The sequence below is a fragment of the Algihabitans sp. genome, assembly GCF_965226985.1.
Lineage (GTDB): Bacteria > Pseudomonadota > Alphaproteobacteria > Kiloniellales > DSM-21159 > Algihabitans.
Genome location: NZ_OZ245712.1, coordinates 559,058 through 573,670 on the forward strand (window position 1 = coordinate 559,058; position 14,613 = coordinate 573,670).

General features: G+C 61.4%; 13 protein-coding genes. 8 read left to right on the top strand and 5 right to left on the bottom strand.

All coding sequences use genetic code 11. The annotated features are described in order from the left end of the window. The first annotated feature begins 211 nt into the window (after window positions 1-211). The 8 genes from ACO054_RS02420 to ACO054_RS02455 all read left to right on the top strand — a co-directional run bounded on the left by ACO054_RS02420 (window position 212) and on the right by ACO054_RS02455 (window position 8,596). On the top strand, window positions 212-2,557 hold the full coding sequence (locus tag ACO054_RS02420) for a putative monovalent cation/H+ antiporter subunit A (RefSeq protein ID WP_421708854.1): 2,346 nt from the start codon (window positions 212-214) through the stop codon (window positions 2,555-2,557). Beyond that, the gene (locus tag ACO054_RS02425) at window positions 2,554-3,015 is read left to right on the top strand and encodes a Na+/H+ antiporter subunit B (protein ID WP_421708855.1); all 462 of its coding nucleotides are present in this window, start codon (window positions 2,554-2,556) and stop codon (window positions 3,013-3,015) included. The genes ACO054_RS02420 and ACO054_RS02425 overlap by 4 nt, the downstream gene beginning before the upstream one ends. Continuing rightward, the gene (locus ACO054_RS02430; protein WP_421708856.1) at window positions 3,015-3,428 is read left to right on the top strand and encodes a Na+/H+ antiporter subunit C; all 414 of its coding nucleotides are present in this window, start codon (window positions 3,015-3,017) and stop codon (window positions 3,426-3,428) included. The genes ACO054_RS02425 and ACO054_RS02430 overlap by 1 nt, the downstream gene beginning before the upstream one ends. Further along, window positions 3,425-4,990, top strand: a complete 1,566-nt coding sequence (locus ACO054_RS02435; RefSeq protein WP_421708857.1) for a Na+/H+ antiporter subunit D — start codon at window positions 3,425-3,427, stop codon at window positions 4,988-4,990. Before ACO054_RS02430 ends, ACO054_RS02435 begins: the two co-directional genes overlap by 4 nt. Next, window positions 4,987-5,460, top strand: coding sequence for a Na+/H+ antiporter subunit E (locus ACO054_RS02440; protein WP_421708858.1), 474 nt, complete (start codon window positions 4,987-4,989; stop codon window positions 5,458-5,460). Before ACO054_RS02435 ends, ACO054_RS02440 begins: the two co-directional genes overlap by 4 nt. Next, window positions 5,457-5,792, top strand: a complete 336-nt coding sequence (locus tag ACO054_RS02445) for a monovalent cation/H+ antiporter complex subunit F (protein ID WP_421708859.1) — start codon at window positions 5,457-5,459, stop codon at window positions 5,790-5,792. Before ACO054_RS02440 ends, ACO054_RS02445 begins: the two co-directional genes overlap by 4 nt. After that, window positions 5,792-6,142 carry a monovalent cation/H(+) antiporter subunit G gene (mnhG, locus tag ACO054_RS02450; RefSeq protein WP_421708860.1) on the top strand — a complete coding sequence of 117 codons (351 nt, stop codon included), beginning with the start codon at window positions 5,792-5,794 and terminating at the stop codon, window positions 6,140-6,142. The genes ACO054_RS02445 and mnhG overlap by 1 nt, the downstream gene beginning before the upstream one ends. Window positions 6,143-6,502: 360 nt before the next feature. After that, window positions 6,503-8,596 (top strand): PAS domain S-box protein, encoded by a 2,094-nt coding sequence (locus ACO054_RS02455; protein WP_421708861.1) that lies wholly within the window; start codon window positions 6,503-6,505, stop codon window positions 8,594-8,596. Between the two features lie 90 nt (window positions 8,597-8,686). Here the strand turns inward: ACO054_RS02455 and ACO054_RS02460 are convergent, their stop codons facing one another. The 5 genes from ACO054_RS02460 to ACO054_RS02480 all read right to left on the bottom strand — a co-directional run bounded on the left by ACO054_RS02460 (window position 8,687) and on the right by ACO054_RS02480 (window position 14,610). After that, the gene (locus ACO054_RS02460) at window positions 8,687-9,646 is read right to left on the bottom strand and encodes a ribonucleotide-diphosphate reductase subunit beta (protein WP_421708862.1); all 960 of its coding nucleotides are present in this window, start codon (window positions 9,644-9,646) and stop codon (window positions 8,687-8,689) included. A gap of 183 nt (window positions 9,647-9,829) precedes the next feature. Continuing rightward, entirely contained in the window at window positions 9,830-10,687 is an 858-nt protein-coding gene (locus tag ACO054_RS02465) for an ABC transporter permease (protein WP_421708863.1), read from the bottom strand. Between the two features lie 19 nt (window positions 10,688-10,706). Then, a complete protein-coding gene (locus ACO054_RS02470) occupies window positions 10,707-11,990 on the bottom strand; it encodes an ABC transporter permease (RefSeq protein WP_421708864.1) in 1,284 nt (427 codons plus the stop codon). Between the two features lie 159 nt (window positions 11,991-12,149). Next, window positions 12,150-13,244 carry an ABC transporter substrate-binding protein gene (locus tag ACO054_RS02475; protein ID WP_421708865.1) on the bottom strand — a complete coding sequence of 365 codons (1,095 nt, stop codon included), beginning with the start codon at window positions 13,242-13,244 and terminating at the stop codon, window positions 12,150-12,152. Window positions 13,245-13,509: 265 nt separating this feature from the next. After that, window positions 13,510-14,610: an ABC transporter ATP-binding protein gene (locus tag ACO054_RS02480; protein ID WP_421708866.1), complete on the bottom strand. Its 1,101-nt coding sequence runs from the start codon at window positions 14,608-14,610 to the stop codon at window positions 13,510-13,512. Window positions 14,611-14,613 lie beyond the last annotated feature (3 nt).

The following is a 14,613-nucleotide window of genomic DNA, read 5'->3' on the forward strand; positions in this document are numbered from 1 at the left end:
CAGCCGAAGGGCGGGCAGGTTTGTCCGAGAGCAGAGTGAGGTGAGGCCGGGCCGCACAAGGGTTTGGCTCGCAATCCGTGATGTGCTCTAACGGACTGAACTGACGGGCCGATTCTCGGAAAATCCGGCTTGAACGTGCCGGTTGCGAGATTGCGGTGGTTGGCGTGGCCGGTGGGAAGCCGGCCTCGGGGATGGGGAGACGACGGAGAGTATGGCTGCTGCCAGTAAGGCCGATGCGCCGGTACCGCTGTTTTCACGGCTTGTCGTGCTGTTGCCGGCCGCACTCTTTGTCTGGTTCCTGACGTTTCTGCCGGAGGTTTCAGGCGGGGCCGTTCTGACGTGGCGGATCTCCTGGATCCCGCAACTCGGCATCGACCTGTCGTTCATGGTCGACGGCTTGAGCCTTCTGTTCGCTCTACTGATCACCGGGATCGGCAGCTTTATCCTGCTTTACGCCAGCGACTACATGCGCGGCTATCCGCAGGTCGGCCGCTTCACGCTGTTCCTGGTCAGCTTCATGCTGGCGATGCTGGGGCTGGTCCTGTCGGACAACCTGATTGCGCTCTTCGTCTTCTGGGAACTGACGACGATCACGTCGTTTTTGTTGATCGGCTACACCCACGAAGATGCGGCGGCGCGGCGCTCAGCCCTGCAAGGGCTTTTCGTGACCGGCGCGGGCGGACTCGCAATGCTGGCGGGTTTCATCCTGCTGGGACAGGCGGCCGGGACCTACAGTCTCTCGGAGATTCTGGCGGATCCGGATGCGATCCGTGGGCATGCCGACTATCTGCCGATCCTTATCCTGGTTCTCTGCGGGGCTTTCACGAAGTCGGCGCAGTTTCCGTTCCATTTCTGGCTGCCAAACGCCATGGCCGCGCCGACTCCGGTGTCGGCTTATCTGCATTCCGCCACCATGGTGAAGGCCGGCGTTTTCCTCCTGGCCCGTTTCACGCCCGTCCTGGGGGACACCGAAGTCTGGATGGCGACCCTCACCATTTTCGGGGCCGTGACCACGGTCTATGCCTCGATCATCGCCTTGACTCGCAGTGATCTGAAGCAGGTGCTCGCCTACACCACCGTGATGGCGTTGGGGGCCTGTGTGATGTTTCTCGGTGCGCCGACGCGCGCAGAGGACGGCGGTCCCTCGATCGGCCTGATCGCGGCGGTCACCTTCATCTTCGTTCATGCGCTCTACAAGGCCGCGCTCTTCATGGTGGCCGGCAGCATCGATCACGAGGCCGGTACGCGGGAACTCAGCCGTCTCGGCGGGTTACGCCGTGCCATGCCTTGGACCTTCGCAGCAGCGCTTCTCGCCGGGCTCTCCATGGCGGGACTGCCGCCTTTCGTCGGCTTCATCGGCAAGGAGTTGCTGTACAAGGGCGCGCTGGCCTGGCCGGCCGAACCCACCATCGCCGTTGCCGCCATCGTTGCCGCCAAGGTGATGATGGTGACCGTTGCTCTGCTGGTCGTGGCCATTCCCTTTTTCGGTGCACAACGTGATTTGCCGAAGCGCCCGCACGAGGCGCCGGTCGCGATGTGGATCGGACCGCTGGTGCTCGGCGTGATCGCGCTGTTCAGCGGACTGCTGCCGCACCTGACCGCTGAAACCTTGCTGCTTCCGGCCGCCGCGGCCGTGATGGGCTATCAGCCCGACTACGAGGTCAAGCTCTGGCACGGTGTGAACATTCCGCTCATTCTGTCCGCAATCACGGTGGCCTCGGGTGTGTTGATCTATGCGAAGCGCCACCGTCTGCTGACGGCGCTGACGCGCGGCGTCGCGGCGTTGCCGCTCACCGGCGACCGGGCTTACGACCGCGCCATGCTCTGGATCGCCGATGTCGCGGCCTGGCAGACGCGCTGGCTGCAGGGCGGGGTTCAGCGGCGGTACATCCTCGTCGTCTTTTCTACTTTGGGCTTCGCCTTGGCCTCCACTCTCCTGCTCAAGGATGCGCTTGTCTGGCCGTTGCCCGACGTCACGGCCAACTTCGTCGAATGGGGGGTGGCCGCGCTGATCGTCGCGGCCACTCTGTCCACTCTCATGGCGGAATCCCGTCTCTTGGCGATCTGTTCATTGGGCGTCGTCGGGGCGGGTGTCGCGCTGATCTTCCTGCTGTTCGGCGCGCCGGACGTCGCCATGACGCAGTTACTGGTCGAAACCCTGGTGGTGGTCATCGTCGCCATCGTTCTGCTCAAGTTGCCGGATTTCCGGGATGAGCGGCGGCCGACCGGTTTGGGGCGCCTGCGCGACGGGCTGGTCGCCGGTGTGGTCGGCATCTCGACCACCCTGATCGTCCTCTCCGTGACGGCTCAGCCGCCGCAGCAGGCGATCACCGACTACTTCGAGGAGAACTCGATGCCCGGCGGTTTTGGCCGCAACATCGTCAACGTCATCCTGGTCGACTTCCGGGCGCTCGACACCTTGGGTGAGGTCGCCGTTGTGGCCGTCGCCGGTGTCGCTGCCTACGCCCTGATCACCCTGCGTCCGCGCCGACGGCCGAACGGGTCGGGTAGCAACGGGGGAGACTCGCAGACCCGCAATGGGGGGATCGGCACATGAACTCTTTGATCCTGCGCGAGGCGTCTCGCCTTCTGGTCGCGTTGATGCTCGTCTTCTCCGTCTTCATGCTCTTGCGTGGCCATAACGAGCCGGGCGGGGGCTTCATCGGTGGGCTGATAGCGGCGATTGCGTTTGCGCTCTATGCCTTGGCAACCGATGCCCAGGCCGTGCGGAAGGCCTTGCGGGCGGACCCGCGTGTGATCGCGGCCGTTGGTTTGGGGCTTGCCATCGGCTCCGGGTTCCTCGCGCTGTTGGAGCCGGCTCCCTTTCTGACCGGCCAATGGACGACGATTATGGACTTCAAGGCAGGCACGCCGCTGCCGTTCGACATCGGGGTCTATCTCGTCGTGGTCGGCTCGGTTCTGGCCATTGTACTGGGCATCAAGGATCAGCAGGCGGACGTCGAGGACGACCCGCGGGAGCCTGAGGAGAAATCCCGGCTGGAGGATCGACCCTGATGGAGCCCATTGTTGCCGTGTTGGTCGGCGTGCTGATGGCGGCCAGCGTTTATCTGATGCTGAGCCGGAACCTCGTGCGTTTCGTGTTCGGACTGGTGTTGATTTCCAATGCCGCCAACCTGCTGATCTTCGCTGGTGGCGGTTTGACGCGCGCGGCGCCGCCCTTGATCGAGACAGGGGCGAGCCTGCCCGATCCAGGTGTGGCTAACGCGCTGCCACAGGCTCTGATTTTGACGGCGATCGTGATTTCCTTCGGCCTCCTTGCCTTCGCCCTGGTTTTGGCCTTTCGCGCCTATCAGGAGCTGGAGACGGTGGACACCGATGCGATGCGGGTCGCGGAACCGGTGGAAAAGCTGGATGAAGCCGCGGGCGAAACGACGGCGGACGCAGCGTCGAAGGGTCGCTCTGTATGAGTTGGTTGCTGGTTCTCCCGATTATTCTGCCGATGATCGCCGCGGTCCTCGGCTTCATCCTGCGTGGAAATCTGGCCGCTCAACGCGTCGTCAGCCTGGCAGCGGCACTCGGACTGCTCGGGCTTTCCATCGCCCTGATGGCGGCCGTCTGGCAGGACGGCATTCTGGCGGCTCAGATGGGCAACTGGCCCGCACCCTTCGGCATCAGCCTGGTGGCCGACCACCTCAGCGCGGTCATGGTGCTGATCACCGCGATCGTCGGTCTTGCCACCGTCGTCTACGCCTTCGGCGATGTCGGCGACAAGGCGGTGACCTACGGTTTCCATCCCCTGTTGCATGCCTTGCTCTGCGGCGTCTGCGGGGCCTTCCTGACCGGCGACCTCTTCAATCTCTATGTCTGGTTCGAGGTGATGCTGATCGCCTCCTTTGCTCTTCTGGTGCTCGGAGGGCGTCGCGCGCAGCTGGACGGCGCGGTCAAGTACGTCGCGCTCAATCTCATCGCGACCATTCTCTTTCTCGGCGGCATCGGTCTGCTGTACGGCCTGACCGGTACCCTCAACATGGCGGATCTTCATATCCGTTTGCAGGAGGTCGAGAATCAGGGACTGGTGACCGTGGTGGCGGTGATGTTCATCGTCGCCTTCGGCATCAAGTCGGCGGTCTTCCCGCTGTTCTTCTGGCTGCCTGCCAGCTACCACACGCCGAAGGTGGCGGTGTCCGCAATCTTCTCCGGTCTGCTGACCAAGGTCGGCGTCTACGCGCTGATCCGCTGCTTCACGCTGATCTTCACGGGAGACGTCGGCTACACCCACGAGATCCTGCTCTGGATCGCGGGGCTTACCATGGTAACGGGCGTGCTGGGCGCGGCGGCGCAGAACGAGCTGCGGCGCATCCTTTCGTTCCATATCGTCAGCCAGATCGGCTACATGATTCTCGGTCTGGCGCTCTACACGCCGCTGGGCATCGTCGGTGCGGTCTTCTACTTGGTTCACCACATCATCGTGAAGGCGAACCTCTTCTTCGTCTCTGGTGTGGTCAACCGCGTCGGCGGTTCCTTCGAGTTGAAGCGGCTGGGCGATCTCTACCGCTATCACCCGCTAATCGCCGTCCTCTTCTTCATCCCAGCCTTCTCGCTGGCGGGTTTCCCGCCTCTGTCGGGCTTTTGGGCCAAGTTCGTCCTGGTGCAAGCCTCGATCGAAGCGGAAGGCTACGTCATAGCGGCTGTCGCGCTGGCGGTCGGGCTTCTGACCATCTACTCGATGACAAAGATCTGGCTGAACGCCTTTTGGAAGGCGCGACCCGCCGAAGCCGGTCCGCCGCCGGCGCCGCTGTCCGGCGCGCAGCGTTGGTTCCTGCTGGGGCCGATCGCGGCGCTGGCCGTCATGACGGTGACGATCGGTCTCTTCGTCGAACCCTTCTATCAGCTGGCCGAGCGCTCGGCGGACGAACTCCTCAACCCGCAGCCCTACGTTGCCGCCGTGTTGGGCGAAGACGGTCTCGCCCGCATGACGTCCATCTCGCTGGCGGGTGAGGAAGCGGAGCTGTTGGAGACCCCAGAATGAGCCTCCTCGTACTCAACATTCTGCTGGCGGTCGGCTGGTGCGCCCTCTTCGCCGACTTCACGCTCTTGAACCTCGCCATCGGTTTCGTCATGGGGTTTGCTGCGCTTTGGGTCGCCGGTCCGTTGTTCGGCGGCACCGGCTACTTCGGTCGTGTGGTGCGGCTGGTCAGCTTGGGCGTCTACTTTCTCTATGAGTTGGTGGTCTCCAGCCTTCAGGTTGTCTGGGACGTCATCACGCCGGTCCACAAGTCCCGGCCCGGGATCATCGCCGTGCCCTTGGACATCGACGAGCCTGTGGAGATCGCCGTTCTGGCGAACCTGATCTCGCTCACTCCTGGAACTCTGAGTCTGGACGTCAGTCCCGACAAGAAGTTCCTCTATGTCCATGGCATGTTCGTCGAGGATCCTGATAGCCTTCGGCGAGACATCAAGGCGGGGATGGAACGCAAGGTGATGGAGGCGATGCGATGAGCGGCCTGAGCGACCATGCGCCGGTTCTGGCTTGGGCGATAGACATTACGGCTTTTCTCATGCTGCTCGCCATCGGCCTGTCCTTCGTTCGGCTGGTCCGCGGCCCCAGTCTGCCGGACCGTGTCGTTGCGCTCGACCTCATCACCATCATCACTGTCGGTTTCGTCGGACTGTTCGCTATCGCCAGCAACGTTTCGGCATTCCTGGATGTGGCGATCGGACTGGCGCTGGTAGCCTTTCTGGCGACCGTGGCTTTCGCCTGGTATGCCGACCGCCGCGCGGCTCAGTTCGGGGTCGCTGCCGACGCGCGAGACCACGAGGGTGACCACTGATGCTGAACGATTGGATCGTTGCCCTGCTTTTGCTGGCCGGGGGCTTTTTCGTTTTCGTCGCAGGTCTCGGCATCTTGCGTCTTCCGGATGTGCTGATTCGGATGCATGCCTCGACCAAGGCCGGAACCCTCGGGGCTGGCCTGATCTTCGCCGCCTTGGCAGTTCACTTTGCAGATACCGCGAGCATCTCCTTCTCGATCCTGACAATCCTTTTCTTGCTGGTCACGGCGCCCGTCGCCGCTCATGCCATCGGTCGTGCCGCCTATCGCATGGGCGTTGAACTGTCCGACCGAACTCAGATCGATGAATGGGAAGGCCGCTATCAGGGCTCCAAGAAGCGGAAGAGTTAGTCGCTCTCTGCGGATTTTCGTTGGTTTGTCGGTGAGCGCTGAACGCTTCGAGCCCCCTGTCGAAGCCTGGAGCTGTCTGATTGAGGGCTTCTCTGGAAAAGCGACATCCCTTCTTGTCTATCATTTCGATGCGCTCGAACGTCTCATCCACAAGTCTTCTGGTATGCGACACAACGAGGCAATCTGAGAATATAGGCTCGGATTGTTCAGGGTTTCAAATGTTTCTATTTTTGATAGAAGTAGATCGCCTATAACTCATGGTGGATCGGCGCGGCGGTTCTTAAACTGCACGTATTTTTATGTATTTATTAAGCGACCGCAACGTAAAACCAGGACGATCTATTTTGGCGGGAAAGCTCTATGTTTCATCGGATACTCGGCCGTCGGTTTGGCTCTGAAAACCAAACACTAGAACAGGCGCTCGACGCGGTCGTGTCGATCGATGCCAAGAATCGGATCACCTTCTTCAACAAGGCTGCTGAACAGCTTTGGGGCTTCGGCCGGTCCGAAGTGATGGGCAAGAACGTCAAGATGCTGGTGCCTGACGAGTTGCGTGCCGGCCATGATGACCTGGTCAATGCCAACAGGCGCAGTGGCAAGGACAAGATTGTCGGCACCTCTCGGGACATCGAGGTCCAGCGGAAGGACGGCAAGCGCGTCTGGGCCAATCTGTCTCTATCCAAGATCAGATCCGCGCGCGGAATCACCTATACGGCCTTCGTCAAGGACATCACTGAAGAGCGGGAGGCGCGCGAGAGGACGCAGCAGACGCTTGAGCAGGCGCTCGATGCCGTGGTGACGATTAACCACGACAACATAGTCACCTTCTTCAACCGCGCGGCCGAAAGTCTTTGGGGCTACGCGCGGGAAGAGGTGATCGGACATAACGTGAAGATGCTCGTGCCCGAGGAATTGCGGGCCAATCACGACAATCTCGTCAACCACAACAGGACGACGGGAGAAGACAAGATTGTGGGCACCTCGCGTGACGTCGAGGTTCAGAGAAAGGATGGCAGCCGGGTCTGGGCCAACCTCTCCCTCTCGAAAATCAATGTGGGCGGTCTCATCAGCTACACCGCTTTCGTCAAGGACGTTACCGAGGAACGCCGGGCACGCGAGATGATCAAGCAGACGCTGGAACAGGCGTTGGACGCGGTCGTCACCATCGACGAGAATAATATCGTCACCTTCTTCAATTCCGCGGCGGAGCGCCTGTGGGGTTACGCGGCCGACGACGTGATCGGACAGAACGTGAAGATGCTCGTACCCGATGAGATCCGCAGCAATCACGACGAAAACGTCAACGCGAACCGGATCACCGGCCATGACAAGATTGTCGGTACGAGCCGTGAAGTCGAAGTGCAGCGAAAGGACGGAACACGCGTTTGGGGCAGCCTTTCGCTTTCAAAAGTCAAATTGGACAATGAGATCGTCTATACCGCCTTCGTGAAGGACGTCGACGAGGAGGTTCGACGGAGAGATCAGTTCCAGTTGCTTTCGCTTGTCGCCAATGAAACCGATAACTCGGTGATCATCACCGGTCCGGAGGGTTTGATCGAGTACATCAACCCCGGTTTCACGAGGCTGACGGGCTACAGTCTCGAGGACGTGATTGGGAAGAAGCCCGGATCCTTCCTCCAAGGCAAGGATACATCGGAAGAGACAATCAGTCGGATCAAGGAGAAGCTGCAGGCTCGGCAGCCATTCTACGAGGAGATCCTGAATTACTCTCAGAGCGGCGAGCCTTACTGGATTTCCCTGTCGATCAATCCGGTGTTCGATGACGCTGGGAATATCAGCAAATTCATCTCCGTTCAGGCGAACATTACCGCGACGAAACTGGAGGCATTGGCTTCAAGTGCCCGCATTGCGGCAATTCGGCGTTCGAATGTCGTCATCGAATGGGACGCTCAGGGGCAGGTCACGGATATCAATAGCTTCGCCTGCGAACTGCTTGGGGCTCAGAACCGAACCTCCCAGGTCTTCAGTCTCCCAAAGTTCATCGCCAACGACGAGCAGCAGACGTTGCGATCTGGGGCCCCGGTTGCGAAGGAGTTCTCGCAGGAGACGGAAGACGGGCAGTCGGTCTGGCTCTCCGCGACATTCCAACCCATCATGGATGTCTCCGGTGCGCTCGACCGGATCGTCATGAATGCTTCGGACGTCACGGCGCGACGTGAGGCCGTTGCGCGCTCGACGGAACTGATGTCAGGCGTTTTGGACCGGATCGACGGTGTTGCGGCTCAGATCAATCAGCTTTCGGCTCAAACCAATCTTCTCTCCCTCAACGCCACCATCGAGGCGGCTCGTGCAGGCGAGCATGGACGCGGCTTCGCCGTCGTCGCCGAGGAGGTGCGTGAGCTGGCCGGGCGCTCCTCCGGTTCAGCGACTGAAATCGGCGAGTTGATTTCCGAGACCAAGACCGAGATCGACAGGCTCGATGTCGCCAGTTAGCCGGAAACCGCTAAATCCAACTACCTAAGGGATAAGTCAACGGACTGGCGCACTCAGGGCGTTCTCATAAGAGCGCCTTGACGAAGCCCTTCAGTCGAAGGCCTCGCCCCAGCTTCCTTGGGTCGCTGCACGGGCGTACTCGGTCGCACGGTTCTCGAAGAAGTTGGTGTGCTCCATCCCGTTCAGCATGGCGTCGAGCCAGGGAAGAGGATTGCCCTCGATTTGGTAGATCGGCTGCAGACCGAGCTGGGTGAGTCGGCGGTCTGCGATCCAGCGGATGTAGCGCTTCACCTCGGCGCCGCTCAGGCCTTCGATGCCGCCCAGTTCGAAGGCCAGATCGATGAAGGCGTCTTCATGGGTGACGATGGTCTCGCAGGCGCCATAGAGTTCGCGTTCCAGGTCCTGGTCCCAGACTTCCGGGTTTTCGTGTACGAAGGTACGGAAGAGCTGGATGATGGAGTTGGTATGCAGTGACTCGTCGCGCACCGACCAGGACACGATCTGGCCCATGCCCTTCATCTTGTTGAAACGCGGGAAGTTCAGCAGGATGGCGAAAGAGGCGAAAAGCTGCAGACCTTCGGTGAAGGCGCCGAAGACAGCCAGGGTTAGGGCGATGTCTTTCTTGGTTTCGACCCCGAACTGCTGCATGTAGTCGTACTTGTCCTTCATCTCCTTATAGTGGAGGAAGGCGGAATACTCCTGCTCCGGCATGCCGATGGTGTCCAGCAGGTGGCTGTAGGCCGCGATATGGATGGTTTCCATGTTCGCGAAGGCCGCCAGCATCATCTGGATCTCGGTGGGCTGAAACACGCGTGCATAGTGACGCATGTAGCAGTTGTTCACCTCCACGTCCGACTGCGTGAAGAAGCGGAAGATCTGGGTCAGCAGATTGCGCTCGCCGTCGCTCAGCGCGCGGTTCCAATCTTTGACATCGTCGGCCAGGGGAACCTCGTCCGGCAGCCAATGGACCTTCTGCTGTACTTGCCAAGCCTCGAAGGCCCAAGGGTAGGCGAAGGGCTTGTAGATCGGATCGGCGTCCAGCAGCGACATGCGGAAGAGGCTCCAGGCACTAGATGTTGGGGGTAAAGGCGTTCAACAGACTAAGGAATGTAGCTCAGTCGAGCGTCACCGCCAAGAGCAAGTCGCCTTGGAAAAACGGGCAAAAGTCCGCTTTTCTGTGGATGATATGGAAAGTCTGGGTCTCGGCTCAGAAAGGTCCGAGCCGAGGACCGCTTACAGGCCCCGCAGTTTCTCGGAGCGGCGGCGCAGCAGTTCGATGGTCGTCATCAGCAGGATCGACACGCCGATCAGCAGGGTTGCGACGGCCAGGATGGTCGGGCTGATCTGCTCTCGGATGCCCGACCACATCTGCCTTGGGATGGTGTACTGCTCCGGGCTTGAGGCGACGAAGAGCACCACCACCACCTCGTCGAAGGAGGTGACGAAGGCGAAGAGTGCGCCGGCGATCACCCCTGGAAGAATGAGGGGCAGAATGATCTTGAAGAACACGGTGGTAGGCGGTGCACCGCACATGGCGCCGGCCCGAGGCAAGGCCTTGTCGAATCCGATCAAGGTCGCGGTCACGGTGATCACCACGAAGGGCGTGCCCAGCGCGGTGTGCGCCAGGACTAGCCCTAACAGCGAGTCCGTAAGCTGGACGCTTGAATAGAAGAAGTAGATGCCGGCCGCCGTGATGATCAGAGGCACGATCATGGGCGAAATCAGAATGCCCATGATGAGCGTGCGTTGCGGCATCTTCTCGCGGCTCAGGCCGAGAGCTGCCAGGGTGCCGAGCGTTGTGGCCAGAACGGTCGAGAGGATGCCGACGATCACCGAGTTCTCAATTGAGGTGATCCAGCGCGGATCGGTCAGAAAGTTCTCGTACCAGCGCAAGCTGTACGCCTCGGCCTCAAGGGCCAGCATCCCTTCCGTGAAGGTGAAGTAGGGCGTGGCGTTGAAGGAAAGCGGGACGATGACCAGGATCGGCAGGATCAGGAACAAGAAGACGCAGCCGCAGATCACGCGGAACAGATAGTACCAGGCCCGTTCCATCGGCGTGGCGTAGGGTGGCAGCGAAGAAACCTTTGCCATGCTGTCCTGCTCTCTCCGCTCAGCCCAGGGTCAGGCGTTCGACGCCGACGAGCTTGTTGTAAAGCCAGTAGAGCGCGAGCACGCCTGCCAGCAGGATACCCCCCAGGGCCGCCGCCAACCCCCAGTTCAACGAGGACTGCATGTGGAAGGCGATGAAGTTCGAGATCATCTGACCGTCCTGTCCGCCGACCAGGGCCGGAGTAATGTAGTAGCCGATCGCCAGAATGAAGACGAGCAGGCTGCCTGCCCCGACACCCGGTAGAGTCTGCGGTGCGTAGACCTTCCAGAAGGCTTGGAAGCGCGGTGCGCCCAAGGACTGCGCCGCACGCATGTGACTGGGTGAGATGGTCTTCATAACCGAGAAGAGCGGCAGCACCATGAAGGGCAGCAGGATCTGCGTCATGGCGATCACCGTGCCCGTTTGATTGTAGATCATCTGAATCCGGTTATCGTCGCCGACCAGTCCAATCCACACCATCATGTCGTTGAGGACCCCTTGGGACTGCAGCAGCACGATCCACGAGGTCGTGCGGACCAGCAGCGATGTCCAGAAAGGTAGGAGGACCAGGATCATCAGGACGTTGCTGACCCGCGTCGGCTGCGTCGCCAGTAGGTAGGAGATCGGGAAGCCGAGCAGCAGCGCGAAGCCTGTCACCATCACCGACATCCACAGCGTGCGGCCGAAGAGCTGTACGTAGATCTGGCGCTCCTCCGGCTGCATCACGATCTCGCCGAATTCGTTGTAGCGACGGTCGACGGCCGCCAGATACTGGACGGCGTTGTAGGTACTGCCCAACCGTTGGATCGTCGCCCAGGTCTCGACCTTTCCCCAATCGTCGTCGGCCGCGATCATCGCGTCCTTGAAGGGCGCCTCCATCTGGCCTGCCGAGCGGGCCGTCCGGGTCACGGCCGACCGGATCCCGGGTTTTTCGTAGTTCAGGCGGGTGGCGACCCGGCCCAGATCGCCGCTGAAGCGGTTCTCGCGCGCGACGGCCAGTTCCTGTGCCAGGGCCGCGTAGCTTTCTTCAGGCGGCAGACCGTCTTCGGCGGTCCAGGTCTCGAGTGTGGCCAGAGTGTTTGGTAGCACCTGCGAGACCAGCGGGTCGTGCAGGCTGCGGAACAGCATCTGTCCGATGGGGAACAGGAAAGTAATAGAGAGAAAGACCAGCAGCGGCGTGACGAGCAGGAAGGCCCTGGTCTTCGCGCGAAGTTCGACGCGTCCGAGCGCCCGCTTGAGGGGGGTACCGTCCGCGGTGGTCAGTCCGTCCGCTTGGCCCGCGCCTTCAATGGCGATCTGCGCCATGACGCCGTCTCCGCTTCCCAAAGATTTGGCCGATCAACCGAGTGGGACGTGAGCGCGGCGCCACTCGAAGACCGGGGTCTCAAAACAAACTGCGGCGCTCCGGTGACGGGGCCGGCTTGCGGCCGGCCCCGTGCATCGCAGCTCTGCGAGGGCCGGACTCTAGTTGGCGAGCCAGGCGTTAAAGCGCTCGTTCAGTTCGTCCTGATAGTCTGCCCAGAACAGGAAGTCGTTCTGCAAGGCGTTCCCGAAGTTCGCAGGCGCCGTCGGCATGTGCGGGCCCATCTCGACGCCGGCCTCGGCATGGGTGCCGATGAGCGGGACCGAAGACTTGCGTGCGGGACCGTAGGAGATCCAGGACGCCTGATCGGCCAAACGTTGTGTGTCGGTCGAGAACTTGATGAACTCCAGGGCGGTTTCCTTGTTCGGGGCGCCGCGCGGAATCACCCAGAGATCGAGATCCCATACCTGGCCGTCCCAGACGATCTCGAACGGCTTGCCCTCGGCAGCGATCGCGTTGAAGACGCGGCCGTTATAGGCAGTGGTCATGACGACCTCGCCGTCGGCCAGCATTTGCGGCGGTTGAGCTCCCGCTTCCCACCAGATCACTTCGTCCTTGATGGTGTCGAGCTTGGCGAAGGCACGGTCGACGCCTTCGGGAGTCGAGAGCACTTCGTAGACCTCACCGGCGGCTACGCCATCGGCGATCAAAGCGAACTCGAGGTTCGCCTTGGGGGTTCTGCGCATGCCGCGCTTGCCGGGGAAGGCCTCCAGATCGAAGAAGTCGGCCATCGTGCTGGGCGTACTGTCGGAGAATTCGCTCGTATCGTAGGCGTAGATCGTCGACCAGACGATGGTCGCGACCGCGCAGTCGTGCAGCGTTCCTTCAAGGAAGTCGTCGGCGGCTGCGGTGCCGTCCGGCGCGGGCGGCAGCATCGAATGGTCGAGCGGCTCAAGCAAACCCTCGTCACAGCCGCGCACGGCATCCGACAGCTCGACGTCCACCAGATCCCAGGTCACGTTGCCGGCCTCGACTTGTGCCTTCACCTCGGCCAGCCCGCCGTTGTAGTCGGCGGAAACGATTTCGATGCCGGTCTTCTCGGTGAAGGGCTTGTGGTAGGCCTCGACCTGACTCTTGGTGTAGGCGCCGCCCCAGGAGACGACCGTCAAGGGGTCTGCTTTGGCGGCTCCGGCGGCAAGGCCGGCGACCGCAACCACGGCAAGTGCCGCGGTAGTGGTGCGAAGCATGTGTTTCATCGATGGAACACTCCCTGCTTGTTACTGCTTGTTGCTAGTGAGCGATCGTCTCAGGTGGGATCGCCAGCGCGATTCCACCTGAGGCGATCCTGCTCTAGGGCCGGTCGCGCCGAAGAGATGGCGGGCCGACATCTTGGCGGACCGTTCCAGGTCCGCGCCTTTGCGGACCGGCAGCTGCCGGTCCGTAACGCTCTGCCAGCGTAAGGGCGCTAGCAAGTCTGCCTGCCGGCGTCGATCGGGCGCCTCCAAATCATGCATCCCTCAATCACGCATCTAGGGCCCGGCAATCTTCGATCTCCCAGCCGACCTTAACGTCGACGCCTTCGCGCAGATGGGCGTGCCCCTGCGCATTCGGCACCTTTACGATGAATTCCTCGCTGCCGCAGACGCTCACGCGCGTGCGAATATGGTCGCCGAGGTAGATCAACTCCTCGACACGTCCAGCGAAGATGTTCGGCAAGCTCCCCGACGGCGGATCGATCGCCACGCGCTCGGGCCGCAGCGACAGGGTTGTCCTGGACCCTTGTCCGTCCGGCAGGTTGACCGGCAGCGCCTGCACCTCTCCGCTGCCGTTTTCCAGCGTCACGGTACAGGCATTCGCTCCATTCAGTTTGCTGACGGTGCCGCGCAGGGTGTTGTTTTCGCCGATGAACTGCGCGACGAAGGCGTTCTGAGGGCGTTCATAGAGATCGGCTGGCGTGTCGAGCTGCTGAATGATGCCGTCGTTGAAAACGGCAATTCTGTTGGACATGGTCAGAGCTTCGGACTGGTCGTGGGTCACATAGACCACGGTGACGCCGAGATTCTCGTGGATGTGCTTGATTTCGAACTGCATCTGTTCGCGAAGCTGCTTGTCGAGCGCGCCCAGCGGTTCGTCCATCAGAACCAGGGTCGGCTCGAACACTAGCGCTCGGGCCAGCGCGACACGCTGTTGCTGACCGCCGGACAGCTGTGCCGGTCGGCGTGTTCCATAGCCGTCGAGCTGCACCATACCGAGCGCGCGGTCCACCCGCTGTTCGGTCTCGGCCTTGGCGACTTTGCGCACCTGCAGCGGGAAGGCCAGGTTCTCGGCCACCGTCATGTGCGGAAAGAGGGCATAGTTTTGAAAGACCATGCCGATGTCGCGTTTATGTGGCGGAACGTTGGCCAAGGACCGGTTGCCGAGGCGGATTTCGCCGTGCGTCGGTGCCTCGAAACCAGCCAGCATCATCAAAGATGTGGTCTTGCCCGAGCCTGAGGGGCCGAGCATGGTCAGGAATTCGCCGCGCGCGATCTCGATGTTCAGATTCTTAACGACCAGCGTTTCGCCGTCGTAGCTCTTTTGAACCTCGATAAACTCGACGAGTACGTCGCTTTGATCCGTCATCCC